General features: G+C 62.7%; 32 protein-coding genes. 27 read left to right on the top strand and 5 right to left on the bottom strand.

Translation table 11 applies throughout. From position 1 onward, the window contains the following. Positions 1–54: 54 nt before the first annotated feature. The 9 genes from NKJ72_RS02885 (at position 55) to NKJ72_RS02845 (ending at position 8,957) form a co-directional block, all read left to right on the top strand. Positions 55–828: an SDR family NAD(P)-dependent oxidoreductase gene (locus NKJ72_RS02885; protein ID WP_352475771.1), complete on the top strand. Its 774-nt coding sequence runs from the start codon at positions 55–57 to the stop codon at positions 826–828. An 80-nt stretch (positions 829–908) separates the two neighbouring features. Beyond that, positions 909–2,231: a histidinol dehydrogenase gene (hisD, locus tag NKJ72_RS02880; RefSeq protein ID WP_352475770.1), complete on the top strand. Its 1,323-nt coding sequence runs from the start codon at positions 909–911 to the stop codon at positions 2,229–2,231. Positions 2,232–2,246: 15 nt separating this feature from the next. After that, entirely contained in the window at positions 2,247–3,269 is a 1,023-nt protein-coding gene (locus tag NKJ72_RS02875) for a zinc-dependent alcohol dehydrogenase (protein ID WP_352476067.1), read from the top strand. A 30-nt stretch (positions 3,270–3,299) separates the two neighbouring features. Continuing rightward, the gene (gene hutC, locus NKJ72_RS02870; protein WP_254818858.1) at positions 3,300–4,031 is read left to right on the top strand and encodes a histidine utilization transcriptional repressor HutC; all 732 of its coding nucleotides are present in this window, start codon (positions 3,300–3,302) and stop codon (positions 4,029–4,031) included. A gap of 225 nt (positions 4,032–4,256) precedes the next feature. Further along, positions 4,257–5,258 (top strand): ABC transporter substrate-binding protein, encoded by a 1,002-nt coding sequence (locus NKJ72_RS02865; RefSeq protein ID WP_502901828.1) that lies wholly within the window; start codon positions 4,257–4,259, stop codon positions 5,256–5,258. Between the two features lie 97 nt (positions 5,259–5,355). Next, a complete protein-coding gene (locus NKJ72_RS02860; RefSeq protein WP_352476066.1) occupies positions 5,356–6,153 on the top strand; it encodes an ABC transporter permease in 798 nt (265 codons plus the stop codon). A 10-nt stretch (positions 6,154–6,163) separates the two neighbouring features. After that, positions 6,164–6,946, top strand: coding sequence for an ABC transporter ATP-binding protein (locus NKJ72_RS02855; RefSeq protein ID WP_352475768.1), 783 nt, complete (start codon positions 6,164–6,166; stop codon positions 6,944–6,946). Positions 6,947–7,213: 267 nt separating this feature from the next. After that, on the top strand, positions 7,214–7,615 hold the full coding sequence (locus tag NKJ72_RS02850; protein WP_352475767.1) for a YciI family protein: 402 nt from the start codon (positions 7,214–7,216) through the stop codon (positions 7,613–7,615). Positions 7,616–7,700: 85 nt separating this feature from the next. Continuing rightward, complete coding sequence (locus NKJ72_RS02845) at positions 7,701–8,957, top strand: RNA polymerase sigma factor (RefSeq protein ID WP_352475766.1); 1,257 nt, start codon at positions 7,701–7,703, stop codon at positions 8,955–8,957. A gap of 138 nt (positions 8,958–9,095) precedes the next feature. Here NKJ72_RS02845 and NKJ72_RS02840 read toward each other — a convergent pair whose 3' ends face one another. Then, a complete protein-coding gene (locus tag NKJ72_RS02840; RefSeq protein WP_352475765.1) occupies positions 9,096–9,521 on the bottom strand; it encodes a type II toxin-antitoxin system VapC family toxin in 426 nt (141 codons plus the stop codon). Beyond that, positions 9,521–9,763, bottom strand: coding sequence for a type II toxin-antitoxin system Phd/YefM family antitoxin (locus NKJ72_RS02835; RefSeq protein ID WP_352475764.1), 243 nt, complete (start codon positions 9,761–9,763; stop codon positions 9,521–9,523). Before NKJ72_RS02835 ends, NKJ72_RS02840 begins: the two co-directional genes overlap by 1 nt. A gap of 193 nt (positions 9,764–9,956) precedes the next feature. Here NKJ72_RS02835 and NKJ72_RS02830 point away from each other — a divergent pair, with 193 nt between their 5' ends. The 6 genes from NKJ72_RS02830 (at position 9,957) to NKJ72_RS02805 (ending at position 12,434) form a co-directional block, all read left to right on the top strand. Further along, positions 9,957–10,280, top strand: coding sequence for an ArsR/SmtB family transcription factor (locus NKJ72_RS02830; protein WP_023716560.1), 324 nt, complete (start codon positions 9,957–9,959; stop codon positions 10,278–10,280). Further along, positions 10,277–10,687 carry an SRPBCC family protein gene (locus NKJ72_RS02825; protein ID WP_352475763.1) on the top strand — a complete coding sequence of 137 codons (411 nt, stop codon included), beginning with the start codon at positions 10,277–10,279 and terminating at the stop codon, positions 10,685–10,687. The genes NKJ72_RS02830 and NKJ72_RS02825 overlap by 4 nt, the downstream gene beginning before the upstream one ends. Positions 10,688–10,760: 73 nt before the next feature. Beyond that, positions 10,761–11,153 carry a VOC family protein gene (locus NKJ72_RS02820; protein WP_352476065.1) on the top strand — a complete coding sequence of 131 codons (393 nt, stop codon included), beginning with the start codon at positions 10,761–10,763 and terminating at the stop codon, positions 11,151–11,153. An 86-nt stretch (positions 11,154–11,239) separates the two neighbouring features. Further along, positions 11,240–11,470: a hypothetical protein gene (locus NKJ72_RS02815; protein ID WP_352475762.1), complete on the top strand. Its 231-nt coding sequence runs from the start codon at positions 11,240–11,242 to the stop codon at positions 11,468–11,470. Positions 11,471–11,474: 4 nt separating this feature from the next. Then, entirely contained in the window at positions 11,475–11,945 is a 471-nt protein-coding gene (locus NKJ72_RS02810) for a DUF1801 domain-containing protein (RefSeq protein WP_352475761.1), read from the top strand. Between the two features lie 90 nt (positions 11,946–12,035). Next, positions 12,036–12,434, top strand: coding sequence for a DUF1801 domain-containing protein (locus NKJ72_RS02805; protein WP_352476064.1), 399 nt, complete (start codon positions 12,036–12,038; stop codon positions 12,432–12,434). Here NKJ72_RS02805 and NKJ72_RS02800 read toward each other — a convergent pair whose 3' ends face one another. Beyond that, positions 12,435–13,343 (bottom strand): dihydrodipicolinate synthase family protein, encoded by a 909-nt coding sequence (locus NKJ72_RS02800; protein WP_352475760.1) that lies wholly within the window; start codon positions 13,341–13,343, stop codon positions 12,435–12,437. It lies immediately after the preceding gene. A 264-nt stretch (positions 13,344–13,607) separates the two neighbouring features. Between NKJ72_RS02800 and NKJ72_RS02795 the strand changes: the two genes are divergently transcribed. The 6 genes from NKJ72_RS02795 (at position 13,608) to NKJ72_RS02770 (ending at position 19,351) form a co-directional block, all read left to right on the top strand. Next, entirely contained in the window at positions 13,608–14,705 is a 1,098-nt protein-coding gene (locus NKJ72_RS02795; protein WP_352475759.1) for a Gfo/Idh/MocA family protein, read from the top strand. Positions 14,706–14,716: 11 nt separating this feature from the next. Next, complete coding sequence (locus NKJ72_RS02790; protein WP_352475758.1) at positions 14,717–15,376, top strand: ThuA domain-containing protein; 660 nt, start codon at positions 14,717–14,719, stop codon at positions 15,374–15,376. A 151-nt stretch (positions 15,377–15,527) separates the two neighbouring features. Further along, positions 15,528–16,724 (top strand): mannonate dehydratase, encoded by a 1,197-nt coding sequence (uxuA, locus tag NKJ72_RS02785; protein ID WP_352475757.1) that lies wholly within the window; start codon positions 15,528–15,530, stop codon positions 16,722–16,724. After that, positions 16,721–17,635, top strand: a complete 915-nt coding sequence (locus NKJ72_RS02780) for a PfkB family carbohydrate kinase (protein ID WP_352475756.1) — start codon at positions 16,721–16,723, stop codon at positions 17,633–17,635. Before uxuA ends, NKJ72_RS02780 begins: the two co-directional genes overlap by 4 nt. A 96-nt stretch (positions 17,636–17,731) precedes the next feature. Beyond that, the gene (locus tag NKJ72_RS02775) at positions 17,732–18,514 is read left to right on the top strand and encodes an SDR family NAD(P)-dependent oxidoreductase (protein ID WP_352475755.1); all 783 of its coding nucleotides are present in this window, start codon (positions 17,732–17,734) and stop codon (positions 18,512–18,514) included. Between the two features lie 219 nt (positions 18,515–18,733). Then, positions 18,734–19,351 (top strand): GntR family transcriptional regulator, encoded by a 618-nt coding sequence (locus tag NKJ72_RS02770; RefSeq protein ID WP_352475754.1) that lies wholly within the window; start codon positions 18,734–18,736, stop codon positions 19,349–19,351. Between the two features lie 59 nt (positions 19,352–19,410). On the opposite strand, the gene NKJ72_RS02765 is transcribed toward NKJ72_RS02770, so the two are convergent. Together NKJ72_RS02765 and NKJ72_RS02760 are read right to left on the bottom strand one after the other, a co-directional pair. Beyond that, positions 19,411–19,599 carry a hypothetical protein gene (locus NKJ72_RS02765; protein ID WP_352475753.1) on the bottom strand — a complete coding sequence of 63 codons (189 nt, stop codon included), beginning with the start codon at positions 19,597–19,599 and terminating at the stop codon, positions 19,411–19,413. 149 nt (positions 19,600–19,748) lie between these two features. Next, entirely contained in the window at positions 19,749–19,961 is a 213-nt protein-coding gene (locus tag NKJ72_RS02760; RefSeq protein WP_352475752.1) for a DUF2934 domain-containing protein, read from the bottom strand. Between the two features lie 148 nt (positions 19,962–20,109). Here NKJ72_RS02760 and NKJ72_RS02755 point away from each other — a divergent pair, with 148 nt between their 5' ends. The 6 genes from NKJ72_RS02755 to NKJ72_RS02730 are packed head-to-tail and all read left to right on the top strand — an operon-like array spanning position 20,110 to position 24,291. Further along, positions 20,110–20,580, top strand: coding sequence for a hypothetical protein (locus NKJ72_RS02755; protein ID WP_352475751.1), 471 nt, complete (start codon positions 20,110–20,112; stop codon positions 20,578–20,580). After that, on the top strand, positions 20,577–21,797 hold the full coding sequence (locus tag NKJ72_RS02750; RefSeq protein ID WP_254818837.1) for an NRAMP family divalent metal transporter: 1,221 nt from the start codon (positions 20,577–20,579) through the stop codon (positions 21,795–21,797). Before NKJ72_RS02755 ends, NKJ72_RS02750 begins: the two co-directional genes overlap by 4 nt. Then, entirely contained in the window at positions 21,797–22,159 is a 363-nt protein-coding gene (locus NKJ72_RS02745) for a hypothetical protein (RefSeq protein ID WP_352475750.1), read from the top strand. The genes NKJ72_RS02750 and NKJ72_RS02745 overlap by 1 nt, the downstream gene beginning before the upstream one ends. Next, positions 22,159–22,497 carry a hypothetical protein gene (locus NKJ72_RS02740; RefSeq protein ID WP_254818835.1) on the top strand — a complete coding sequence of 113 codons (339 nt, stop codon included), beginning with the start codon at positions 22,159–22,161 and terminating at the stop codon, positions 22,495–22,497. The genes NKJ72_RS02745 and NKJ72_RS02740 overlap by 1 nt, the downstream gene beginning before the upstream one ends. Before the next feature lie 34 nt (positions 22,498–22,531). After that, positions 22,532–23,818: an SDR family oxidoreductase gene (locus NKJ72_RS02735; protein ID WP_352475749.1), complete on the top strand. Its 1,287-nt coding sequence runs from the start codon at positions 22,532–22,534 to the stop codon at positions 23,816–23,818. Next, on the top strand, positions 23,818–24,291 hold the full coding sequence (locus NKJ72_RS02730) for a DUF2269 family protein (RefSeq protein WP_352475748.1): 474 nt from the start codon (positions 23,818–23,820) through the stop codon (positions 24,289–24,291). Before NKJ72_RS02735 ends, NKJ72_RS02730 begins: the two co-directional genes overlap by 1 nt. Positions 24,292–24,553 lie beyond the last annotated feature (262 nt).

Here is a 24,553-nt window from a genome sequence, read left to right as displayed (position 1 = left end):
TTCGGATAGTCTCGACGCGATCGGTCCAAGCGCGACATTACCAAGGAGGATGACATGCGCAACGCATCTCTCTTCGATCTGTCAGGCAGGAAGGCGCTTGTAACCGGCGCAAGCCGTGGCATCGGGCGCAGCATCGCCGAGGCGCTCAGCGCGGCCGGCGCCGACGTCGCGGTCACGGCGCGCAGTGTGGCCTCGCTCGAGAAGACGATGGCCGCCATCCGCACCGCCGGCGGGGTCGCGCACGCCGTCGCCCTGGACGTCACTGACGTCGACCGGTGCCGGGCGGCGACAGCCGAGGCCGGCAGCCTGCTCGGAGGTCTCGATATTCTCGTTAACAATGCAGGTACGGAAGAGGTCCGGCCTTCACTCGATGTCGACGAGGCCTTGTGGGACAGGATTGTCGATACGAATCTCAAAGGCGCCTTCTTCTGCGCCCAGGCCGCTGCGCGGCAGATGAGAGACGCCGGACGGCCCGGCGTCATTATCAATCTCTGTTCGTTAACCTCCGAGGTTGGGGTTCCCACGGCGGTGCCGTACGGCTCGTCGAAATCAGGCCTCCTCGGCATGACGCGGGCGCTTGCGGCGGAGTGGGCCGATCTTGGGATCCGGGTCAACGCCATTGCGCCTGGCTATTTCAGGACAGCGATGACAGACGTGTTCTACAGCAACCAGGCATGGCAGCAATCGATGCTCGCCAAGATTCCGCAGCGCCGTTTTGGTGATCTCTCGGACCTGCACGGAATTGCGGTGTTCCTCGCTTCGGATGCGGCAGCCTACATAACCGGCCAGTCCATTCCCGTGGATGGAGGCTTTCTCGCATCGATTTGAAGGCTTCAGGGGCTGGAGATGTGTCCCAGAAGTGATCGACAAGCGCTAACCGTAATTGCGTCCTAAGAAAAGGAGCCGCCATGTCTGACGTCAGCTTCCACTGCCTGTCATCCCTCAGTGTCGATCAGCGGTCCAGTTTACTGAAACGCGCAGAAGGAGATCTGTCTTCCTTCATCGAAAAGGTCCGTCCAATCATCCAGGCCGTCAAGGATGAAGGTGACGCGGCCTTGCTCCGGTTTGCGCGCGAACTCGACAAAGCCGATGTTGCCGACGGTGGGCTGAAAGTTTCGGAAGCGGAGTTCGACGCGGCATTCGACAAGGTCGACAAGGATGTCGTGGAGAGTATCCGGTTCGGAATTGAGAACATAAGGCATTTCCACGAGGAGCAGCGCCCGGAAACGATGTGGCTCAAGGAAGTTCGGCCGGGCGCCTATGCGGGTGACCGATACACACCGATTGCTTCCGTTGCGCTTTATGTTCCGCGCGGCAAAGGCGCCTTCCCCTCGGTGACGATGATGACGTCGGTTCCGGCGGTGATTGCCGGGGTTCCCCAGATCGCGATCGTGACGCCTGCGACTTCGGATGGTTCCGTCGACGCCGCGACGCTGGTTGCTGCCCGCATTGCCGGCGTGGAGACCGTGTACAAGTGCGGCGGCGCCCATGCGGTCGCCGCCGTCGCCTATGGAACCGAGACCGTGAAGCCTGCCGTCAAGATCGTCGGGCCGGGGAGCCCGTGGGTGGTGGCGGCAAAGAGCGTGTTGTCCCCGATCATCAACACAGGCCTGCCTGCCGGCCCGTCCGAAGCGATCATCTTTGCTGATGACAGCGTCGACGGCGGCCTGGCCGCTCTTGACCTGTTGATAGAGGCCGAGCACGGCCCGGATTCGTCGGCCTATCTGGTGACGCATAGCCGCAAGGTCGCCGAAGCCGCTTTGATTGCCATACCGGAACACTGGTCCCGAATGAGCGAACAGCGTGTGGAGTTCTCGCGCGCGGTGCTGACTGGAAAGCGCGGCGGCATCGTGCTGACCGAGTCCCTGGAGGACAGCTACCGTTTCATCAACGATTATGCCCCGGAGCACCTCGAGATTCTGTCAACGGAGCCATTTGCGCATCTTGGACGCATCACAGAAGCCGCCGAGATCCTCATGGGACCGCACACGCCGGTGACCCTCGCTAACTTCGTCCTGGGACCCAATGCGGTGCTGCCGACCAGCCGGTGGGCGCGAACCTTTGGACCGCTTTCCGTGACGGATTTCGTCAAGAGATCGTCGGTCGGCTATGTGACCTCGGCGGCCTATCCGGAACTCGCGTTGCATGCCCGCAGGCTCGCCCGCTACGAAGGGTTCAGCTCGCATGAGAACGCGGTTTCGGAGATCCGCGATCGCTATCTCGCCGGCTGAGCGGAAACGATGACGATGAGGGCGGCGCGACTCCATGGACCCGGCGACTTGCGCGTCGAGGATATCGCCGCGCCAGGCGCTCCCGAGCCAGGCTGGGTGAAGCTGAGGGTCGATGCCGCAGGCATTTGCGGTTCCGATCTTCACAACTTTCGCACGGGCCAATGGATAAGCCGGGCGCCCTCGACGGCTGGCCATGAGCTGACAGGCACGGTGATCGCTATCGGCGAGGGCGTGGACATCGTCGCTGTTGGCGACCGCGTGGTCGCCGATTCCCGTTTCTGGTGTGGCGAATGCGCGCAATGCCATGCAGGCAGGCGGCATCTTTGCACGTCGCTGGGCTTTGTCGGCGAGATATGCGACGGCGGATTTGCCGAACAGGCGGTCCTGCCCGCACGCCTGCTGCACGTCGTCGATGCCGCGCTTGACGAACGGGTCGCTGCGATGGCCGAGCCGCTGGCTGTAGCGTTGCACGCAGTGCGGCGTCTGCCGAAAACGGCCGGCTCCGTTCTTGTGGTCGGCTGCGGGACTATTGGCGGGCTTGCCGCACTGCTGCTTTCCCGGACATTCGCAGGTACCGTGCTCGTCGCCGATCGCAACCCTGGCCGATGCGCCCGGGTGGCGCGGGTGACCGGCGCCAGCATCGTCGACTTGAACCGGGACGCCATTGCCGCCGCCACCGCGGATGCCCCCCTGATTGCTGCCGTCGAAGCGACCGGCAGCATCGCAGCACTCAGCCAGTTGCTCGGCGTTCTCGATGCCGGTGGCACCGTTGCGATGGTCGGCATATTCCATGGGCGCCTCGACATCGATCCCAACATCCTGGTTGAACGCGAAATCGCATTGCTGGGATGCCACGCCTTTGCCGATGAGCTTCCCGACGCCATTCGGATGCTCAGCGAATTGACCGAGCCCATGGTCGAACTGATCGACCGCGAGATCGGCCTGGATGATGTTCCCGCAGCCTATGAGCGGCTGTTGGCGGGGCAGGGCGATGGTTTGAAAACAATCATCCGGATGCGGTCTTCCGGGCGCGTGTGATTTCCGAACGTTGCCGGAAAGGATTTTGAAATGATCACTTTGCCCGACACCGCCAGCCCTCTTTACGAGAAGGTCAAGGACTACATCCTGACGAACATCGGAATGGGCCGATGGAGCAAGGACCGGAAGCTGCCGTCCGAAAATGAATTCGTGGCGACACTCGGCGTGTCCCGGATGACGGTTCATCGTGCCTTGCGGGAGTTGACCTCTGCGGGTTTTCTGATCCGGCTTCAGGGCGTCGGCACATTCATCGCGCCACCTCGACCGCAATCAGCACTGATCGAGATCAACAACATCGCGGCGGAAATTGTCGCGCGGGGAAACAGGCATCGCTCCGAGGTTATCGTGCTCGAAAAGATCACGCCGACAAAGGAGCTCGCGCTTTCCTTCGAGTTCGCAAAACGCGCGCCGGTCTATCATTCCATCGTCGTCAACTTCGAGAACGACCTGCCTGTGCAACTGGAAGAGCGCTTCGTGAACCCGGGCCTGATACCCGACTACGACAAGCAGGACTTTTCCAAGACAGCAACCTACGACTACCTCATGCAGAAAACCCCGGTGACGGAGGTCGAGCACATCATCTCGGCGACCCCTGCCGATGCCGAGACGGCGCGGTATCTGGGCATCGATGTCGGCAGCTGCTGCCTGTTTCTGCATCGCCGGACATGGACGGGCGCCATCGTTGCCACGATCAGCAAGCTGACTTACGTTGGCAGCCGCTATTCGCTTGGCAGCCGGTATTCTCCGTCCAAAAAAACTTGATAGCAGTGAAGCGAATCAGACTCGGAAGGAGGGGTCTAACTTGTATATGCATGTATGTATTTAGCCTTGACATCCGCTATTGCTAACGTTGAAGTGTCGTCGCACTTTCGTTGAACGGGCAGCTAAGATGCCGAGGCACGGTGCCGCAAGAGCAGACGCCGGCATTCTCACCAGGCCGGAGTTTGGTTCAAAAAAGGCGGCCTGATCATCAAGGGGAACAAGATGATGCGTAATCTAGCAGGACAATTTCGGGCGCTCGTTATGGCTGCTGCTGTCGGGTTTGCCCCGGCGGCCTACGCGGCCGACACGACAATTCCGGCGACGCCTGAGGCAGGAACGTTCAAGATCGGCATCGAGCCATGGCTGGGCTACGGCCAGTGGCACGTCGCCGAGGCCAAGGGCCTGTTCAAGGCAAGCGGGCTGTCCGACGTGCAGATCGTGAACTTCGCGGAGGACAAGGATATCAACGCCGCCCTGGCGAGCGGCCAGCTCGATGCCGCCAACATCGCGACGCACACGGCTATGGGAATGGTTGCGGCCGGCCTGCCGGTGAAGATCGTGCTTCTGCTCGACGTCAGCATGACGGCAGACGCCATGATCGCCGGCAAGGACATCGCCTCCGTCGCCGACCTCAAGGGCAGGCAGGTCGCTTTCGAAGAAGGCACCACGAGCGACATCCTGCTCAAATACGCGCTCGCCAAGAACGGCATGTCCATCGCCGATGTCCAGCCGGTTCCAATGCCGGCGGCGGATGCCGGCAGCGCCTTGATCGCCGGCCAGGTTCCAGTCGCAGTCACCTATGAGCCTTATCTCACCGCGGCAAGAGCGCAGAACAAGGACCTCAAGCTGCTCTTCACCGCGGGCGAAGATCCCGGCCTGATCAGTGACGTATTCGTGGTGCGCGATGAGGTGATCAAGTCGCGTCCTGGCCAGGTGCTTGCCATGATCAAGACCTGGGATGCGGCCCTGAAGGCCTACAACGCCGACACGCCCGACGGCCGGGCGATCATCTCCAAGGCGGTCGGGTCGAGCGTCGAAGACCTCAACACCGCCTTTGATGGCGTGCGTTACTATACTCTCGCCGAAAACAAGGATGCGCTGACCGGGGAATTCTCCACCAAGACATTTGCGGATGTAGAGGCGGCCGCCAAGAACGCCGGGCTGCTGCAGGCGGACGTGACGCCGGAACAGATGATCGACCCGTCATTCGTCAAGGCCGCGAAATGACGAGGGCCGGCTCGCGGTGGTGACGCAAATGTCCGAGCAGCGTGCGACCAAGCGAAGCCCGTCTCACGCAGCGCCGGGGCCGGTGATCAAACAGCCGATGCGCCGTCGCCAATCCTCCGGGATCGGCGCGCCCATCGCACGCTCGCGCTTCCTGATGATAGCAGTGGCCGTCTTTGCCGGCCTCGGCCTCGCCTGGTGGGCGGCAACGGGGCTGGGACTGGTAAAGCCAATTTTCCTGCCGTCGCCGGGAAGCGTGGTGACCCAGCTCGGCAAGCTCTCGGGTGACGGCACGCTGTGGCTGGATCTCAGGACCTCGATATACCGTATTTCTGTTGGCTTTCTCATCGCCTCGGCATTGGCGATTCCGATTGGCGTGCTGATCGGCAGCTTCAGAACCTGGGAAGCGGCGATCGAGCCGCTTGTGGATTTCATCCGCTACATGCCGGTGGTCGCTTTCGTGCCTCTCTCCATCCTGTGGTCGGGGACGGGCGATGCCCAGAAATTCCTGATCATCTTCATAGGCACCTTCTTCCAGCAGGTGCTGATGATCATGGACAATGTGAAGCGGGTTCCCGCTGATTTCATCGGCCTTGGCAGGACGCTCGGCCTGCCGGATCGCAAGATCCTGACGCGCATCGTCGTTCCCAGCGCCTTGCCAGGGATCTGGGATACGTTGCGCATAAGTCTCGGCTGGGCATGGACCTGGCTGGTGTTGGCGGAACTTGTCGCGGCGACATCAGGCCTCGGCTACCGCATCACCGTGTCCCAGCGCTATTTCCAGACAAACACCATCATCGGCTACATCCTGCTGCTGGGCGTGCTTGGCCTCATTACCGACCAGGTCATGAAGGCACTGGGAAAAGTGCTGTTCCGGCAGGAGGGCCACGTGCAATGAGGCCGGGCCGATGAGTTTGCCCAAACTGCGGATCGAAGGCCTCCACAAAAGCTTCGGCACGGGCGCGCGGCGCACGGAAGTGCTGCGCGGTATCAATCTCGATCTTGCCGACAACGAGTTCGTCTCGCTGGTGGGCACGTCGGGTTGCGGCAAGAGCACGCTGCTCTCGATCGTTGCCGGACTGCAGGATTTCGAGGCGGGAGATCTTGCCATCGATGGTGCGCCGATCCTGCAGCCGGGCCTCGACCGCGGCGTCGTCTTTCAGTCCTACACCCTGCTTCCCTGGCTGACGGCGCAGCAGAACATCGAGTTCGCGCTCAAGGCCGCGGGTCATGACCGCGCGACCTGCCGCAGGATAGCGCGCGAGCATCTCGATCTGGTCAAGCTCCCTCATAGCGCCAATCGCTATCCGTCTGAGCTTTCTGGCGGCATGAAGCAACGCGTGGCCATAGCGCGTGCCCTTTCCTATCGACCCAAAATGCTTCTGATGGACGAGCCCTTTGGCGCGCTCGATGCCTTGACCAGGCATCAGATGCAGGAACTCCTGACGCAGATCTGGGAGGAGCACAGGCTCACCGTGCTCTTCGTCACCCATGATGTGGAAGAAGCCGTCTACCTGTCGGACCGCATCGTCGTGATGGGGATCGGGCCGGGACGCATCATGCAGACCTTCAATGTCGATATCGAGCGCCCGCGCCGGGAAGAGGTCATGGAAACTCCGGCCTTCATGGATTTGCAGCGCCGCGTGCACAAGGCGATCCGCGAGGCTTCTAAACGTCCCGAAATGGTTTAGGCGGGCCACTCATGCGTGTCGGGTTCAAGAGCGGAACCAACGCGGCTGGACGCGGAGGACTCTAGCGTAGAATTACTTGCAATCGGCGACCAGCGTTGCCCCCAAATCTCGATATCGCACCATCGCGACCCCTGACCAGGGGAGCAGCCATCGGCGTCTTTCTTCCTCAAGCTCGAAAAAAAATCTGCAGGACAATGTCGATTTCCTAAACTCCGTTCGTCGTTTCGCTGCCGGTCGGTGAGGCCGGCTCAAACAAGGAGACAGACGATGCGTGTGATGGTGCTCGTGAAGGCTACCGAGGACAGCGAAAAGGGCTTTCTCCCGACGCCCGAGGCGAAAGAGGCGATGGAGGCGATGGGCAGATTTAACGACGAGCTGCGCAATGCCGGCATCTTGCTCGACGCCGACGGCCTCAAGCCCTCCTCGCAGGGCAAGCGCGTTGCGTTCGATGGTCCCCGCCGGACGGTCATCGACGGGCCTTTCGCCGAGACCCGCGAACTGGTCGCCGGTTTTTGGCTCTGGGAAGTCAAGGACATGGACGAGGCGGTCGCCTGGGTGAAGCGCTGCCCCAATCCCATGCCGGGACCGAGCGAGATCGAAATCCGGCCGCTGTACGAGATGGCTGATTGGCAATGGGAATCTGACGCCGGAGGTCACGGAAATCCGTGACCGGACGCGCGAGAAGCGCAGCGGCAACTGAACCTGTCGGCCGCAACCTGCTTGCCTCCATTGTGGCTTTGGCCGACAAGGCGGCATGACCGCAGGCGAGACGCACCAGGCGATCGAGGCGATTTTTCGCATTGAACGGGCCCGGCTCATTGCGGGCCTGGCCCGCCTCGTGCGCAATGTCGGCCTTGCAGAGGAACTGGTGCAGGACGCCCTGGTCATAGCCCTCTCCGAATGGTCCAGGACCGGCGTTCCGGCCAATCCCGGCGCTTGGCTGATGACGGTCGCCAAACGCCGCGCCATCGACGCGATCCGTCGCGACAAGATGCGCGAGCGCAAGCATGAGGAGATCGCCCGGGAGTTGGACGGCGAGTGCGACCGTACGGCCGAGGGAAACGAAATGGCCATGAACGACGATCTTGGCGACGAGCTGCTGGGCCTCATCTTCACAGCCTGCCACCCGATACTTTCGGCCGACGCTCGCGCAGCGCTCACGCTGCGTGTCATCGGCGGCCTGACGACGGACGAGATTGCCCGCGCTTTCCTGTCGAGCGAGGTGACGATCGCCCAGCGCATCGTCCGCGCGAAGAGGACGATCGGAAAGGCCGGGCTCAGCTTCGAGGTGCCGCGCGGTGCCGAGCGTGCGGGGCGTCTCTCCTCGGTGCTGGAGGTCATCTACCTCATCTTCAATGAAGGCTATGCTGCCACGGCGGACGACGACCTTGTCCGGCCGGGCCTGTGCCTGGAGGCACAACGGCTGGGCCGTATGCTGGCGGGTCTGATGGCCGAGGATGCCGAGGTGTTCGGTCTGGTGGCTCTGATGGAAATCCAGGCATCGCGCCTGCCCGCACGCATCGGGCCGGACGGCGCCCTCTTGACCCTGACCGAGCAAAACCGCGCACGCTGGGACCAACTGCTGATCCGCCGGGGACTTGACGCGCTGGCCCGTGCCGAAGCTCTCGGGGGCGATGGCCCCTATGTGTTGCAGGCCGCGCTTGCAGCCTGTCACGCGCGGGCGCGCAGTCCGGCCGATACCGACTGGCCCCGCATCGCAGCGCTCTACGACCGGCTACGAGCAGTGATGCCCTCGCCGGTGGTCGATCTCAATCGAGCGGTCGCCCACAGCATGGCCTTCGGGCCTGAAGCGGGCCTGCGGCTGGTGGACGAGATTGCCGACGCCGCCGCCTTGCGCAATTATGCGCCATTGCCAGCGGCGAGGGGCGATTTTCTGTTTCGGGCCGGCCGGCTGGCCGAGGCCCGCGCCGAATTCGAGGCTGCGGCCAAGCTCACCCGCAACGCGCGCGAAGCGGCCTTTCTCCTCGCCCGTGCAGACGCTTGTGGTTGACAGCATCGCTCTGCGTGCGCGACGCGCCGCTAGGGCAACATCGAAAACCGTCAGTTCGCTCCCGGCCAGCTCCCTTCAATGAGCGTGATCAACTCGCAACGCAGCTTGGGTATATTCATTTTGGAGGAGAGGCCTTGATCATGCCAGCAACTGCGTCGGTACGCCGAGAATCGGTCCTGCCTCGGCGAGCCGCTGGTCGAGGGTCCACACTGTGGCGCCATGCTCCGATGCCGTCGCGAGGTGCAGGGCGTCGCCAGCACGAAGCCCGAGCATATGCTGATCGGCGAATTTCGCGGCGACCTGAAAATGCCCGCCCGTCACCGGCAGCACGGTGAAGCTCTCAGCGACCAGCTTATTGAACATCGCGAGCGCAGCCGCGCGCTGCTCCAAGTCGATCTGTCCGGTCCAAAGCTTGATCGCCATGGCGGAGGACATCTCGGTGATGGTCCAGTCGCTGATCACAAGTTGCGCTGGGTCCTGCTCCGCCAGCCAGCCCTGAACGCCCGCGGTCATGGCTTCGTTGGATAGCGCCGCGACGATCAGCGAAGTATCGAGATAGGACATCAATAGCGATCGCCATCTCGCATCGATCGCACCAGATCGGCGGCAGCCTGAGCCTGCAGAGGCATGGTTGCGGTCAGGGATTGGAGCAGGACGGCGTCGATCCGTTTGCGAGGGCGGGCCACGGCCGTGAGCCTGGCGACCGGCTTGCCACGCCGGGTTATGTCGATCGAGTCTCCAGCCTCGACCCGGTCGATGAGCTCACTCAGATGTGCCTTGGCGTCCGCCAGATTGACCGCGCCCATGTCAGCTCCTGACCATGTAGATGGTCATATAGCACATTACGTGTGACAATTCCAGTGCACGGCGAATGAGCAACTGGCTGCGTGAGCGAAGGAAGTGACCGCTCCTGCAACGAGAATTATGCCGCTTCCCGCTTGACTCACACATATCCCGGTGGTTATGCATCGATCAATAGCCGAAGGGTTATCTATCCCAATGCCAAACGCTCACGATGTGCTCTTCAGAACGCTTGCCGATCCGACTCGGCGCGCCATTTTTGAGCGACTGTGTCGCGAGGGAGAGCAGACAGTCGGCGCTCTGACGGCTCAGGCCGGGATCTCGCAACCGGCCGTGTCGAAACATCTCGGGGTTTTGCGGCAGGCGGGGCTGGTGCGCGACCGCCATGCGGGACGGCAGACCCATTATAGCGCGCAGCTCGCCGCGCTTGCCCCCCTGATCGACTGGACAAGCCAGATGACCGGGTTCTGGCAGAGCCGGTTCGACGACCTCGAGGACCTGCTCAAAAGGATGGACCAGTGAACGAAATAGCGACCGAAACGCTCTCCGTCATTGTCGAACGGGAAATCGCTTATCCGCCCGAGAAGATCTGGCGCGCGCTCACGCAACCACACTTGATCGAGGAGTGGCTCATGAAAAACGACTTCAAACCTGTCGCGGACCACCGTTTCAACCTTCACGCGGCCTGGGGCTCTGTCGAATGTCAGGTCCAGGCGGTCGAGCCTAACAGAACGCTGACTTACACGTGGGATACCAAGGATCTCAAGAGTGTCGTCTCCTGGACGATCACCCCCACGAGCACCGGCGCCCGCTTGCGCATGGAACAGTCGGGCTTCCGGCCGGATCAGCAGCCTTACTTCCGGGGTGCCAAAGTCGGCTGGCCGAGGTTCTTTGACGATCTGGAGCAGGTTCTTGCGCGAACGGACTGAGATCCGCCAGCGCTATTCAAGCAAGGGCTCTGTTACAGGGCGGCAGATGGCGGAGGATAATGGAGGCAAGCCAATGAAGATCAAGTTGACCAAAGTATACGTGGATGACCAGGAAAAGGCTCTGGGTTTCTACACCGAAACGCTCGGCTTTACCAAGAAGGCCGATTTCACCAATGGGCCGTTTCGCTGGCTGACCGTCGCATCACCCGACGAGCCGGACGGTGCCGAGCTGCAACTCGCGCTCAATGACAACCCCGCTGCAAAGACCTACCAGCAAGCCATTTTCCAGCAGGGCCAGCCCGCGGTCATGTTCTTCACCGATAACGTCAAGGGGGACTACGAGCGCATCAAAGCGCGCGGCGCCAAGTTCACCATGCCGCCGACCGAAGTAACCGGCTCGATCATAGCCCAGCTGAACGACAACTGCGGCAATCTCGTTCAAATCACACAGCTGGCGCGCTGGTAAAACACGCATTCAGTGGCGTGGCTGCCCGGCGGGAGCCGCCAAACGGGCCGCCCGATCCGCTCGGTTCGTCTTCAGAGGAGGTCTCAATGGATTGGAACAAATGGGTTCGGCAGATCCACCGCTGGCTGTCGATCATCTTTGCGGCGGTCGTCGCCGCCATCTTCATCAGCCTGGGAGTAGGCAAGGAACCCTCCTACTGGGTATACCTCTTGCCGCTGTTTCCACTCGGCTTGCTCCTGCTTACCGGACTGTACATGTTCGTGCTGCCTTACGCGCCCAAGCGGCGCAGCGCGGGGGGCACCGACGCATTGGAGTGAATGCATGGCCAACAAGACGTCCATCAAGTCATCGGCGGTCGCGAAGAAGTCCGCCGCCAAGCCTGCAGCCGCCAAGGCGGTCCTCCTCGCAGGCGGCAACCCGCAGATCCCGAAGGGTGATGGTGACGCTCCTGTGCAGGCCTACATCGCGGCCATGCCGGGCTGGAAACGCGACGTCGGGCGTCGCCTCGACGCGCTCATCGTGCGCAACGTCCCTGACGTGCGCAAGGCCGTCAAATGGAACTCGCCCTTCTATGGCGTCGAAGGCCAAGGCTGGTTCCTCAACTTCCATTGCTTCACAAAGTACATCAAGCTGGCTTTCTTCCGCGGCGCGTCGTTGCGTCCCGTCCCACCCGGTGAGTCCAAGCACAAGGACGTGCGCTACCTCGATATCTACGAGGACGACCTGCTCGACGAAGCTCAACTCGCCGACTGGATAAAACAAGCCAGCCAGTTGCCTGGCGAGCGAATGTGAGTGGAATGCCAGTCATCTCGGCAAATCCGGTGCCGACTAGCGGTATTCATGTGACGGGCGAGCGGCAACAACCAAGGGAAAGCGACAATGATGATGAAGAGTGACTCGATGGAAGGAAATGCAGGCAACTCTCCCTCTCAGCTGATCGATGCGAGGATCAGCGAGCTGGGCGATTGGCGAGGCAAGACGCTTTCCCATGTCCGCGCCCTCATCAAGCAGGCCGACCCGGAAGTGGTCGAGGAGTGGAAGTGGCGAGGCGTTCCGGTGTGGTCGCACGCCGGAATAATCTGCACTGGCGAGACCTACAAGAACGTCGTGAAAGTGACCTTCGCAAAGGGCGCCTCGCTGCAGGACCCTTCCGGCCTGTTCAACTCCAGCCTCGAAGGCAACACCAGGCGCGCCATCGATATCCGTGAGGGCGAAGACATAGATGAGAATGCGTTCAAGGCGCTGATACGCGCTGCTGCCGCCCTGAACACGGCCCGATAGTCAGCTCCGGCCGATATGGTCGGCTAGCGGGCCGAGAGCGGCGAGCACGGCTTCGCCGGTGGCTTGCGTCGCGTTCTCATGCGGCGCGCGCAGATTCAGCCAGCGTCTGTCGCCGGACCGTACCGCCAGCACTGCCTTCATCGCAGTGATGAGGCCGGCGTCCTGGATGATTTTGCGGAACGCCCTGATGGCGGCATCCGCGTCGGTAGTGTCCTCTCCCGCCAGCACTGCGTCGTAGAGGGCCCGGATCGCTGCGGCATTCAGATTGACTGTCGCCGAGATGCAGCCGGCAGCACCGTTGGCGAGGCCTTTCGTCAGCTGTGCTTCCGAACTCGGGAACACCGCGACCCTTGGGGCTGCCGCAATGACCGCCGCGGTGTTGTTCCAGTCGCCGGCGCTGTCCTTGTAAGCCACCACGACATCGGGAAACGCTTCGCTCAATCGGGCGGTCAGCGCCGGGCTCACCGCTACGCCGGAATTTTGCGGGATGTGGTAGAGGATCATCCTCATCGCCGGGTTCGCCACCCGTTCGATCAGCTCGCCATAATAACGGGCCTGACCGTTGTCGCCGGCGGCCGTATAGAAGAACGACGGGAGCACCATCACCCCGGCACAGCCGAGCCCGACGGCGTGCGCGGTCAGCTCGACGGTCTCCGCAAGTGCTGTGACGCCGGTGCCGGGCATAAGCCGGCTTGGCGAAATGCCGGCCTCGACCAGCCACTCCAGCGCCTGCATGCGCTCGCGTAACGAGACGGACAACGCCTCGCCCGTGGTGCCGAACGGCGACAGGAAATGTGCTCCCTGGTCCAGCACCCACTTGGCGTGTGATATCCAGAGGTCGCGGGTAATGCAGCCGTCGTTTTCGAACGGCGTCAGGATCGGTGCGATGGTTCCTTGCGGGCGGATCATGTGCGTCCTTCTACGGGTGAAAATCTGTGCTGTGCTCAAAACGGGCATCAAAATGTCGAGCAAGCTACAGGAAGCAGTGTTGCTGAGTACCGGCCGTTCGACCTCGAAAGCAAGCGGCTCTCGCATAGGCGCGCGATTGTGATCGGGCGGCGGTTCTGAGGCTCTCGAGGTATGCACTTGTCACGGGACAACCGCGTCCGGCCGAAAGGGGGGTGACAAACGAGTTCTGCTGTTTCATCAATGCCGCCTTTTGAGGAGAAGCCCATGCGGAGGATCGGTGTCGGCATTATCGGCTGCGGCAACATTTCGGATGCCTATCTGAAGGCATCGCCGCAATTCCCGGTGCTCGACATTATCGGCGTCGCCGACATCAACCGGGCGGCAGCCGAGGCCAAGGCAGCGGCCTACGGCCTGGCTGCGATGCCGGTCGACGCGCTGTTGGCCGATCCGCGCGTCGAGATCGTGCTCAATCTGACGACGCCGCAGCATCATGTGCCGGTCGGTCTGCAGGCTGTCGGGCAAGGCAAGCACGTCTATTCCGAGAAGCCGCTGGCAACGACGCTCAGCGACGCCGAGCGGCTCGTCGCGGCCGCGCGCGAAAAGGGCGTGCGTGTCGGCTGCGCACCCGACACTTTTCTTGGCGGCTCCCACCAGACGGCGCGTCGGCTGGTCGAGGAAGATATCATTGGAACCATCGTCGCCGGCTCTGCCTTCATGCAGGTGCCCGGCCACGAGCTCTGGCATCCCAATCCGGATTTCTACTATCAGCCCGGCGGTGGGCCAATGCTCGACATGGGACCGTACTATCTGACCTGCCTGGTCAATCTCCTGGGTCCGGTGAAATCCGTGACCGGACAGGCGAAGTCATCCTATCCCACCCGCATCATCGGTTCCGGACCGCGCCAGGGCGAAACCATCCGGGTCGAGGTGCCGACCCATATTTCCGGCCTGCTCGCATTCGAGAACGGCGCGGCGGTTTCGATCACCACCAGCTTCGACGTCTGGAAGCATGAACACAATCACATCGAACTTTACGGGACCACCGGCTCGATGATCGTCTCCGATCCCAATCAGTTCCAGGGCGACATCAGGAGCAGCCAGCGCAAGGGCGACTGGACGGTGGCCGATCAGATCCATTCCTATGGCGACGGCAATTACCGGGGCCTCGGCCTCGCCGACATGGCGCAGGCGATCGTCTCGGGCAGGCAACACCGCGCCAGCCTCGATCTTTCCCTCCATGTCCTGGAAATCATGGAATCGATCATCTCTTCAGCAGAAACAGGGCGGCGTATCGACCTGAGATATGGCTGCGCGCGGCCGGCGCCAATGCACGCCGATCTGCCTTTCGGAATTCTGGAATAGGGGATGACACGATGAGCAAGACGGCACTGATTTTCTGGGGCGGCTGGGAAGGCCACACGCCGGCCCGTAGCGCCCACATCGTCAAGGAGATGCTGGCCGGCAACGGCTTCGACGTGCAGCTGGAGCAGGGGACTTCGGCGCTTGCCGATCCGCAACTGGGCAAGCTCGATCTCATTGTCCCGGTGATCACCATGTCGACGATCGAAAAGCCGGAACTGCAAAACCTGACCAACGCCGTCGGGGCCGGCACCGGCCTTGCGGGCTTTCACGGCACGATGTGCGACAGCTTCCGCAACGAGCCGGAATACCAGTTCATGACTGGCGGCCAGTGGGTCGCCCATCCCGGCAACATCATCGACTATCACGTCGATATCACCATGCCAGACGATCCGGTCATGCAGGGCATCGACGGCTTCGCGTACCGTTCAGAGCAGTATTACATGCATGTCGATCCGACCAACGAGGTGCTGGCGACGACTACTTTCACCGGCGAGCATCTCGATTTCATCGCCGGCGTCGTCATGCCGGTTGTCTGGAAGCGCCGCTACGGCAAGGGCCGCGTCTTCTACAGCGCACTCGGCCACACCGCCGACGAGTTCGCAGTGCCGCAAATGCGTACGATGTTCGAGCGCGGCATGCTTTGGGCCAGCCGAAACCCGGATCTTGCGTAGCCGTTCAATCTGAACGCCACGTATCTTTGTAATCTCTATAGGGCGGCCGCCCGAACGCGGACACAGCACTGGGCCGCGGTAAGCAATTGATTGCCATGGTAGTATCCAATACACCCGCAGTCTCATTGGGAATGGCGTAGCTGGAGGTCGAATGGAGCAGACGTGGCGATGGTTTGGCCCGAGCGACGCGGCAACGCTTGCCCATGCCAGGCAGGCCGGCGCGACCGGCATCGTGACGGCATTGCACGACATTCCTTATGGCGAAGTCTGGCCGATCCACGCCATCAGGCAGCGCCAGGCGCTTATCGAGGCGGATCAGGCGATGGGCCTCAAATGGAGCGTCGTCGAGAGCGTGCCCGTGCACGAGGACATCAAGCTCGGCCGCGGCGATCTCGACCGGCTCCACGACAATTTCAGGCAGACCTTACGCAATCTCGGCGCCTGCGGTGTGCGCACGGTCTGCTACAACTTCATGCTGATCCTCGACTGGACCCGGACCGACCTGGCTGCGCCGCTGCCGGGCGGCGGACGGGCGCTCCGCATGAACATGCACGAGCTTGCCGCGTTCGATTGTTACATGCTGCAGCGCAAGGGATCTGAGCGCGACTATGCGTCCGATGTTCTCCAGCGGGCAAGCGAATGGTTCGAGGCGACGCCGGATGCGTCAAAAGAGCGTCTGCTTGCCAACATCATGGCCGGCCTGCCGGGCGCCTTCAAGCGCTATGACATAGCGGAATTGCGCGAAGTGGTGGCCGAGCAGTCGAGCTTGTCTCACGACCGGCTGCGCGAGAATCTCGTCCGTTTTCTCCAACACGTGCTGCCGGCGGCCGAAGAGGCGGGCGTCACGTTGGCGATCCACCCGGACGATCCGCCGCGCGATCTCGTCGGCCTGTGCCGGATCGTCAAGAACGCCGACGACATCGCGTTTATCCTGGACGCGGTGCCATCGGCCCATAGCGGCCTTACCTTGTGCACGGGGTCCCTGGGCGCCAATCCGGCCAATGACGTGCCCGCCATCGCCAGGCGCTTTGCGCATAAGATCAACTTCGTGCACCTGCGCAACGTCAGCAAGGATCCGGACGGGTCATTCATGGAGTCCGAGCATCTGAACGGGGATGTCGACATGGTTTCGGTGGTCTCGATCTTGCTCGACGAGCAGCAACGCCGCCGCGACGCCGGGCAACCCGCGCTGCTGCCGTTTCGCCCGGATCACGGCCACGAGCTGATCGATGACGCCACGCGGCACACCCATCCCGGCTACCCCGTGATCGGCCGTCTTCGCGGCCTTGCCGAACTGAGAGGCGTAATGACGGCGATTGCCCATCAGCGCGGCTACAGGCTGCAATGAGGGCGCCCCGCCTGCTCTGCGTCGGCGCGCTCACCTACGACACGATCTTGCGCCTCGATGTCCTGCCGTCCGGCGCCGGCAAGTTCCTGCCGAGCGAAGCCGTGCAGATCGCGGCCGGCATGGCGGCAAGTGCCGCCGCGTCGGCAAGCCGCCAGGGCGGGCAGGTCTGGCTATGGGCAAGCGTCGGCAACGATACCGTCGGCCGCGATGTCATCGCCCAGATGGAGGCGGAGCGGGTCGACTGTTCATTGGTGCGCAGGGTTGAAGGTGGCCGCTCGGCCATTGCCACGATCCTGGTCGATGCCGCCGGCGAGCGCATGATCGTGCCCTTCTACGATGCCGTCACGCAAGCCGATCCGGACCGTCTTCCGCCCGTGGATTTTTCCCGCTTCGACGCCGTCCTGGTCGACGTTCGTTGGCCCGGAGCCGCCGCGATGGCGCTGGCGAAGGCCCGCGAATGCGGCATTCCGGCGATCCTCGACGCCGATATTGCGTCGCGACCGGTGCTCGACCGATTGCTGCCGCTCGCCTCGCATGTCGTTGCTTCGCTGCCCGCGGCGCGTATCCTTTGCGGTCCAGAGGTTTCCGCCGGTTCCGCCGTCGCTATTCTGGGCGAACGGACCGGCGCGTTCGTCGCGATCACCGATGGGGCGAACGGCACCGCGTTCCAGCACCCGAGCAGCAATGATGTCCGTCATCTGCCGTCGCCGCGAATCGAAGCCGTCGACACGCTAGCGGCGGGCGACGTGTTTCACGGCACCTTCGCTCTGGGGCTGGCTGAAGGTTGGGATGAGGAGCAGGCCATAGCAGTGGCAAGCGCCGCCGCTGCGCTGAAGTGCCTGCGTTTTGGCGGACGGCTCGGCGCGCCGACGCGCGCGGAAACACTGGCCTTCATGCAAGGATCGACATGACGCCGAATACGCTCGGGCCGGCTCAGCGAAAAGGGTACGTCATACGTCGCTGATCGACTACCATGGCAGCCGCTGCGACTGTTCGTGGGAGGAGAAATGGCTGAGTTCAAGAAACGCGCACTGGTCACCGGGGCGGCCATGGGCATCGGCCGTGCTGTCGCCGAAAGGCTGGCCCAGCAAGGTGTCGACCTGATCCTCTTCGACCGTGTGGGCGATCAGCTGGACGAGGTCGCGGCGCAGCTTGCGGCGCGCGGCGTGACCGTGCACACCGTGCTCGGCTCGACCGCCGACGCTGAAGCCTGCGGCCGCGCCGTCGAGCTTGCCCGGTCCGCGTTCGGCGGGCTCGACATGCTTTCCCACAATGCCGGCATCCAGCGTTACGGAACGGTGGAGACCACGGACGAGGCGCTTTGGGACGAGGTGATGAACGTCAACCTCAAGGCTGCCTATCTGCTCTCCCGCGCGGCGATGCCGCTGCTGCGGCAAAGCCGCGGCGCCATCGTCCATATGAGCTCGGTGCAAGGCCTGGCCAGCCAGGAAGGGGTTCTGGCCTACAGCACGGCCAAGCACGGCTTGATCGGGCTGGTCAAATCCATGGCCGTCGACTATGCGCCGCTCGGTGTGCGCGTCAATGCCGTGGCTCCGGGCGCGGTCGACACACCGATGCTGCGGGATGCGGTCAAGCTCAACGATAAGCCCGACGAGATCCTGCGCATCCTTGACAACATGCATCCGCTCGGCCGCACCGCCCAGCCGCAAGAGATTGCGGCCGTCGTTGCCTTCCTGCTGTCCGACGATGCCTCCTTCGTCACCGGCGAAGTCGTGCGCGTCGATGGCGGCCTGCTGGCGCGCATCGGCGGTTCTCCGCGCAAGGAATAACGTCGGCGCTGCTGCTTGCGCAGCCATTTCATGAATGGCTTGAAGCTGCCGAGCCTTTAAGGGAATTGCCGGCAGGGCTTTTGGGAATGCGGACCATCACCGAGGGGCGGCTTGGCGAAACCGGCCCCAGCGCTTCAGTCGCGGCGAGGACGTTCGAGGTCCTGCTCGACCAGATCCTGACCTTCCGCCTGAAGCCGCACGAGCTGATTTCCGAAGGCGATGTCGGAAGCCCTCGGCGTGAGCCGCACGCCGGTCAGGGAGGCGCTCGCCCGGCTGGCCGGACTTGGCCTGATCGACATCTATCCGCAGCGCGGCAGCATGGTGGCGCCGCTGCGGATCGCCGATCTCGAGAAATCGCAGTTCCTGCGCGAGTCGCTGGAAATCGGCCTGGTCAAACGTGCGGTCGAGAGCCCGCGCCGCGCCGAACTACTCGCCATGCTCAAAGGCGAACTGGCGGTCCAGGAGACGTTCGCCTCCATCTCGGACGACAGGCGCTTCTTCAAGTCGGACGAGCTGTTCCACCAGCACATCGCCAGCCATGCCGGCTTCCCCGGAATCTGGGCCGACATCAGCGCGGCGAAGCTGCACATGGACCGCTTCCGCTTCTTGTCTTTCCCGCGCCTCGACAGCATGTCGGTGGTTCTCGGCCAGCATCGGCGGATCGTCGATGCGCTCGAGCAGGCCGACGCCCTTGCGGCGGAAGAGGCGATGCGAACGCATCTTCGCCGCATCTTCGAGGTGCTCGCAATCGTCCGGGAACGCTATCCCCATTATTTCAAGGCACCGGGCTCGGCTGGAAAGAGGACAGAAGCGGCTGCCGGCGATCTGCCCGAATGACAACCATTCGCGCGACGGAGCGAGGAGGAATGACGACGTGGAAACGTGAAACCAGCCGCTCAGTCCAGGCCTGAGCCTTTCTTCGGCGCTTCCGGAGGCAACTTGGCCTTGCTGCCGGATTTGTCGGAAGTTGGCTTGCCTTCGCGATTTTTCGCCTCGCCGCCTTGCTCCTTGCGGAGCTGCTTTTCTATCGTCGATCGCGATCCTTCCGCAGGGTCCTGTTCGGGATGGCTTTCCCTAGCCGTCATGTCAGCTCCTATCCATTCTGGTCTATTGCATGTGGCGAGGGCTGAGTTTCGCCACCAGTGCTGGTCCTGTCGCGCCCAAGCATCAGCCATGCGGCGAAGAGCACGACCAGTACGACCACGATCCAGGCGACGAGACGAGGCATGGGGCCTCACTTCCCCCGCCGCTTGCTGCCGCGCACCTCGGAATCGGAGCCGGTCCCAACCGTTGGATCGGGCACGACCGGACCGCGTTCGGCTTCGGAGCCCTCAGCTTCGATCTCCTGCACGGCCTGGTCCCAATGCTCGCGCTCGCGTCCTTGCGGACGGCCTTCGCGCTCCCATATCTCATGGGCCCGCTGCCTGATACGCTCTTCCTTGTCCATGACCTTTGCCTCCTGATATCCCTAATCCGGCGATCGAAGGTTTGTTCCGCGTTGCCAGGCAGTTCCCGACGGTTCAGTTGACGTGACCACCGGGCGCCCTAGATGAAATTGCACGCCGAAGTCGCCTGGTGCCGGGGAGAACAATCGTGTGGCAGCAACGCTACAAGCACGTATTGTAGATGCCATTGCAGCTATCGGTCTTCGACCAGACCGGCTGTGCCTGCTGCTGACAACGTTTGTGCTGACGGCATGCTCGCCTTCCGACCAGATCGAGCAGCAGTCGAAAACCGCGGCTTCGGCCGCACAGACCGCATCGCTGGTCCTGGGTGCCTGGGCCGCCGGGGCAGCCCCTTCGACATATACGTCGCGCACGTTGCAATCGGTCGGCAAGGCGCTCGTCGATGCCGGTGCGCAAATCCAGTCCGCCAAGTCGCCTGAGCCCAGCGAGCAAGCCGGTCTGACGGCGGTAATCGGACAGCTGTCGGCGGCGGTGACACGCGCCGCGACGGCGGTGCAGGACGGCAACCGATCGGAGGCGGAACAGGCGCAGCAGGATATCCAGGCTGCCACCGCCGCCCTGAATGCATCATACGCCAAACATTTCGCGCCGAAACCATGAAGAAGCTGCTCGAAATATCGCTGGGCATCGTCACCAGCGTTGGTGGCTTTCTCGAGGTCGGATCGATGGCAACCGCCGCACAGGCGGGTGCAGCGTTCAGGTTCCAGCTGATCTGGGCCGTCCTCCTGGGCACGATCTGCATCATCTTCCTGGTCGAGATGGCCGGCCGCTTCGCCGCTGTAAGCCATCACACCATCGCCGACGGGATCCGGGAACGGTTTGGCTTCACCGCCTTTCTGTGGCCGTTGCTTGCGACTTTGCTGGTCAACTTCATGGTCATGGCAGCTGAGATAGGCGGTGTCGCCATTGCGCTCGAACTCGCCACCGGCATCGGCTTTCAGTGGTGGGCCCTGCCGGTCGCTTTTCTGGCATGGCTGTTCCTCTGGAAAGGCACGTTCGGCTTCATTGAAAAGGGCGTCTCGATCCTCGGCCTGGTCACGTTGTGCTTCGTGGTTGGCGCCGTCATGCTGAAGCCCGATTGGGGGCAGGTCGCGGCCGGTGCCGTGCCCACTCTGCCCGAGCACGACGCGGCCAATTACTGGTTCATGGCGGTCAGTATTCTTGGTGCGTCGGTCTCGCCCTACCTGTTCATGTTCTATTCGTCGGGAGCCATCGAGGACCAGTGGGACAAGAGCTATCTCGGGACCAATCGGGCCATTGCCGGATTGGGAATGAGTTTTGGCGGCACAATCTCGATCGGCGTGCTGATCGTGGCGGCGCTCGTGCTGGCAGCGCACGGCATAGAGCAGGTCGACGACTACCATCAATTGCCGCTGATGCTGATCCAGATCTTCGGTTTCTGGGGATTCGTCCTGTTCGTTGCTTCACTAGGCATAGCCTGCTTCGGCGCTGCGCTCGAAATCGGGCTGCAGCAAGCGTACTTAGTGGCGCAGGGTTTCGGCTGGACCTGGGGCGAGGACCTGAAACCGCGCGACGATCCCGGCTTCAGCACCGTCTACACGGTCTCGCTGTTTCTCGCCGCCATTCCGATCGCCCTGGGTCTCGATCCGCTGAAGCTAACCATCTTTTCCATGGCGCTGACGGCCGCCAGCCTGCCGCTGACCGTGGTGCCGTTCCTTTTCCTGCTGAATGACGAGCGTTATGTCGGCGAGCACCGCAATGGCATGATCGCGAATGCCGCGGTCATCTTCATCATTGCGCTCGGTTTCGTGCTCGCGATCGTGACCATTCCTTTGCAGATATTCGCAGGCACGTGATGGATTTGCTGCGCGACATCCTGGACAAGCAAGTGGTTGACCGTGAGCAGGTCAAGATCGGCAAGGTGGACGGGCTGGTAGCCGAGGTCAGGCCGGGCAAGCCACCCAAAATCGTTGCGGTCGAGCTAGGCTCGATCACGCTGGCGCGTCGGCTTGGCGAGCGATCCGGGCGCTGGATGGCGCGCCTTGCGGCAAGGCTCGGCGGCAAGCGCCATGCCGAACCGCACCGCATCGCCTGGAACAAGGTGCGCGACATCGGCGTCGACATCGAATTCGACATCGACGTGCGTGAAACGGCGATTTTCGACTGGCAGGATTGGCTGCGCGACCATGTCATAAGGCGTATCCCGGGAGCCGGATGATGGCCACCGTCAACCTTGAGCAATTGGCAGGCAGAAATGTGCTTTCGCAGCGCGGCAAAAGCATCGGCCATATCGAGGAGATACGCGCCGAACCGGATGGCGACGACCTCGTGGTTACCGAGTACCATGTCGGCATCTACGCGGCGTTCGAGCGTCTTTCCGCTTCGGCCATCGGCACGGCGGTCCTCGAAGTCTTTCGACTGCGCAGTCGCGACAGCATGTACCGCATTCCCTGGGACAAGCTCGACATCTCCGACCCGACGCAGCCGCGACTGTTGTGCACGATGGAAGAACTTTCCGCTATGAAGGGCAGTATCGAGGGCGATAAACCGGAATGAACGACACTTTCCCGCCGTCGGAGAATGGGGTTCAGTGAAAGTCCTGGTTACCGGCGCCACCGGCCTGATCGGTGCCTCCGTCGTGGCACGCCTTCTTTCCGAAGGGCATGAGGTAATCGGATTGGTCCGCAGCCCCGGCGCAAACCGGGCCGGCAATTACCAATTGCTGGTGCTGGACATGGCGGTGGCGCTGCAGCCCGAAGACTGGCTACCGCATCTCAGGGGTGTCGACGCCGTCGTGAATTGTGCCGGCGTTCTCCAGGACAGCCCCCGTGAAAAGACGCGCGAAGTCCATCGCGATGCGGCGGTCGCACTCTTTCGCGCCTGTGCGCGGGCAGGGGTTGCCCGGGTGATCCACTTTTCGGCGATCGGCGTCGATCGGGCGCAGCCTTCGGCGTTCTCGGCGACGAAACTGGCCGGGGACCAGGCGCTTATGACGCTTGATCTGGATTGGGTGGTCCTGCGCCCGTCCGTGGTGCTCGGCCGGCCGGTGTTTGGGGCCAGCGCATTGTTTCGGGGTCTCGCTTCGCTGGCAGTGCTGCCGTCCATGCCCGGCACCGGCCGGCTCCAGGTGGTACTACTCGACGATGTGGTCTCAACGGTCGTTTTCCTTCTCGATCCCGCCAGTCCATCTCGCGTCGTGCTGGAACTTGTCGGTCCCGAACAACTGAGCATGGACGAGGTCGTCGGCAGTTATCGCCGATGGCTCGGTTGGGCTCCGGCAGCCAGGTTTGTCTTGCCGGCGCCTGTTGCAAGGCTTCTCTACGGCCTAGGCGACCTTGCCGCGATGTTCGGCTGGCGTCCACCGATGCGCACCAACGCGGCCAGGGAGATCGCCCGAGGAGCGGTTGGAGATCCCTCGGACTGGACCGCCGCGACCGGCATACGCCCGCAAACCCTGGCGGGCTTCCTCGCGCTCAATCCGGCAACGGTGCAGGAGAAATGGTTTGCCCGGCTGTATTTCATCAAGCCGGCGATCTTCGTCGTCCTGCCCGTCTTCTGGATCATGACGGGAATTGTGTCGCTGACAACCGGCTACGGCAGCGGCGTCGATCTGATGCAAGGCACGGGGGCCGGCATCTTATCGGCACCGATCGTGATCGCCGGCGCTCTTGCCGACATCGCCATCGGCGTGCTCATAGCCTGGCGGCCGGCGGCGCGAAAAGGCCTCTATGGCGGCATCGCGCTCTCGCTTTTCTATCTGGTCGTCGGAAGCTTCCTGAGCCCCGATCTGTGGAACGACCCGCTTGGGCCGTTCCTCAAAGTGCTGCCGATCCTGGTGCTGCACTTTGTGGCCTTGGCAGTGCTGGAGGAGCGCTGATGCTCTATTTCCTGCTGAAATTTCTGCATGTCATCGGCGCATCTGTGCTGCTTGGCACCGGCGCCGGCATCGCTTTCTTCATGCTGCTCGCCCACAGGACCGGCAATGCCGCGACGGTTGCGGCGGTGGCCCGTATCGTCGTCGTCGCCGACTTCGTTTTCACAGCGACGGCCGTGGTCGCGCAACCTTTGACCGGAGGCGCGCTCGCCTGGCAGGCAGGCTACTCGCTGTCGGAGGGCTGGATCGTACTTTCGATCGCGCTCTATATCTTCACCGGAATGTTCTGGCTCCCGGTCGTCTGGATGCAAATGGAGATGCGCAAGCTGGCATCGCAAGCCGCCGCTGCAGGCGCGCCGTTGCCGCCGCGCTACCATCGGCTGTTCTGGTTGTGGTTCGCCTTCGGCTTCCCCGCCTTCGCTGCCGTGCTCGGGATTTTCTGGCTGATGATCGCGCGGCCAGCGATCGAGTGGTAGGTCGCAGGCAGGTCCCACTGCGATAATGCCCAGTCAAAGCACTGCGGAAAATTCCGGCCCCTGCACCGCGAATATCTGCCGGAGCGGACGTGCGTCTCGACCTGTAAGTCGCACCGGAGTCCGGTCTCGTATCATTTCCAACCGCGCGCTCACGCCCATCGGCACAGGACAAGATCCCGTCTTGAGGCTGGTTAGGCTTCGCTTACAAAAAGATGACGCCTGAGGGGAACACGGGAAGCACATGCAAGTTCGGTGCGCAGTG

Origin of the sequence: Mesorhizobium sp. M0045 (genome assembly GCF_040323385.1) — a bacterium.
In the GTDB taxonomy this organism is placed as follows: domain Bacteria; phylum Pseudomonadota; class Alphaproteobacteria; order Rhizobiales; family Rhizobiaceae; genus Mesorhizobium.
This window is presented reverse-complemented; position numbering and strand designations above follow the sequence as displayed.

Excerpts from the sequence above, each read along its gene's own strand:
- NKJ72_RS02885 (WP_352475771.1), top strand. The coding sequence starts at position 55 with ATGCGCAACGCATCTCTCTTCGATCTGTCAGGCAGGAAGGCGCTTGTA.
- hisD (WP_352475770.1), top strand. The coding sequence starts at position 909 with ATGTCTGACGTCAGCTTCCACTGCCTGTCATCCCTCAGTGTCGATCAG.
- NKJ72_RS02875 (WP_352476067.1), top strand. The coding sequence starts at position 2,247 with ATGAGGGCGGCGCGACTCCATGGACCCGGCGACTTGCGCGTCGAGGAT.
- hutC (WP_254818858.1), top strand. The coding sequence starts at position 3,300 with ATGATCACTTTGCCCGACACCGCCAGCCCTCTTTACGAGAAGGTCAAG.
- NKJ72_RS02865 (WP_502901828.1), top strand. The coding sequence starts at position 4,257 with ATGCGTAATCTAGCAGGACAATTTCGGGCGCTCGTTATGGCTGCTGCT.
- NKJ72_RS02860 (WP_352476066.1), top strand. The coding sequence starts at position 5,356 with ATGCGCCGTCGCCAATCCTCCGGGATCGGCGCGCCCATCGCACGCTCG.
- NKJ72_RS02855 (WP_352475768.1), top strand. The coding sequence starts at position 6,164 with ATGAGTTTGCCCAAACTGCGGATCGAAGGCCTCCACAAAAGCTTCGGC.
- NKJ72_RS02850 (WP_352475767.1), top strand. The coding sequence starts at position 7,214 with ATGCGTGTGATGGTGCTCGTGAAGGCTACCGAGGACAGCGAAAAGGGC.
- NKJ72_RS02845 (WP_352475766.1), top strand. The coding sequence starts at position 7,701 with ATGACCGCAGGCGAGACGCACCAGGCGATCGAGGCGATTTTTCGCATT.
- NKJ72_RS02840 (WP_352475765.1), bottom strand. The coding sequence starts at position 9,521 with ATGTCCTATCTCGATACTTCGCTGATCGTCGCGGCGCTATCCAACGAA.
- NKJ72_RS02835 (WP_352475764.1), bottom strand. The coding sequence starts at position 9,763 with ATGGGCGCGGTCAATCTGGCGGACGCCAAGGCACATCTGAGTGAGCTC.
- NKJ72_RS02830 (WP_023716560.1), top strand. The coding sequence starts at position 9,957 with ATGCCAAACGCTCACGATGTGCTCTTCAGAACGCTTGCCGATCCGACT.
- NKJ72_RS02820 (WP_352476065.1), top strand. The coding sequence starts at position 10,761 with ATGAAGATCAAGTTGACCAAAGTATACGTGGATGACCAGGAAAAGGCT.
- NKJ72_RS02815 (WP_352475762.1), top strand. The coding sequence starts at position 11,240 with ATGGATTGGAACAAATGGGTTCGGCAGATCCACCGCTGGCTGTCGATC.
- NKJ72_RS02810 (WP_352475761.1), top strand. The coding sequence starts at position 11,475 with ATGGCCAACAAGACGTCCATCAAGTCATCGGCGGTCGCGAAGAAGTCC.
- NKJ72_RS02805 (WP_352476064.1), top strand. The coding sequence starts at position 12,036 with ATGATGAAGAGTGACTCGATGGAAGGAAATGCAGGCAACTCTCCCTCT.
- NKJ72_RS02800 (WP_352475760.1), bottom strand. The coding sequence starts at position 13,343 with ATGATCCGCCCGCAAGGAACCATCGCACCGATCCTGACGCCGTTCGAA.
- NKJ72_RS02795 (WP_352475759.1), top strand. The coding sequence starts at position 13,608 with ATGCGGAGGATCGGTGTCGGCATTATCGGCTGCGGCAACATTTCGGAT.
- NKJ72_RS02790 (WP_352475758.1), top strand. The coding sequence starts at position 14,717 with ATGAGCAAGACGGCACTGATTTTCTGGGGCGGCTGGGAAGGCCACACG.
- uxuA (WP_352475757.1), top strand. The coding sequence starts at position 15,528 with ATGGAGCAGACGTGGCGATGGTTTGGCCCGAGCGACGCGGCAACGCTT.
- NKJ72_RS02780 (WP_352475756.1), top strand. The coding sequence starts at position 16,721 with ATGAGGGCGCCCCGCCTGCTCTGCGTCGGCGCGCTCACCTACGACACG.
- NKJ72_RS02775 (WP_352475755.1), top strand. The coding sequence starts at position 17,732 with ATGGCTGAGTTCAAGAAACGCGCACTGGTCACCGGGGCGGCCATGGGC.
- NKJ72_RS02770 (WP_352475754.1), top strand. The coding sequence starts at position 18,734 with ATGTCGGAAGCCCTCGGCGTGAGCCGCACGCCGGTCAGGGAGGCGCTC.
- NKJ72_RS02765 (WP_352475753.1), bottom strand. The coding sequence starts at position 19,599 with ATGACGGCTAGGGAAAGCCATCCCGAACAGGACCCTGCGGAAGGATCG.
- NKJ72_RS02760 (WP_352475752.1), bottom strand. The coding sequence starts at position 19,961 with ATGGACAAGGAAGAGCGTATCAGGCAGCGGGCCCATGAGATATGGGAG.
- NKJ72_RS02750 (WP_254818837.1), top strand. The coding sequence starts at position 20,577 with ATGAAGAAGCTGCTCGAAATATCGCTGGGCATCGTCACCAGCGTTGGT.
- NKJ72_RS02745 (WP_352475750.1), top strand. The coding sequence starts at position 21,797 with ATGGATTTGCTGCGCGACATCCTGGACAAGCAAGTGGTTGACCGTGAG.
- NKJ72_RS02740 (WP_254818835.1), top strand. The coding sequence starts at position 22,159 with ATGGCCACCGTCAACCTTGAGCAATTGGCAGGCAGAAATGTGCTTTCG.
- NKJ72_RS02730 (WP_352475748.1), top strand. The coding sequence starts at position 23,818 with ATGCTCTATTTCCTGCTGAAATTTCTGCATGTCATCGGCGCATCTGTG.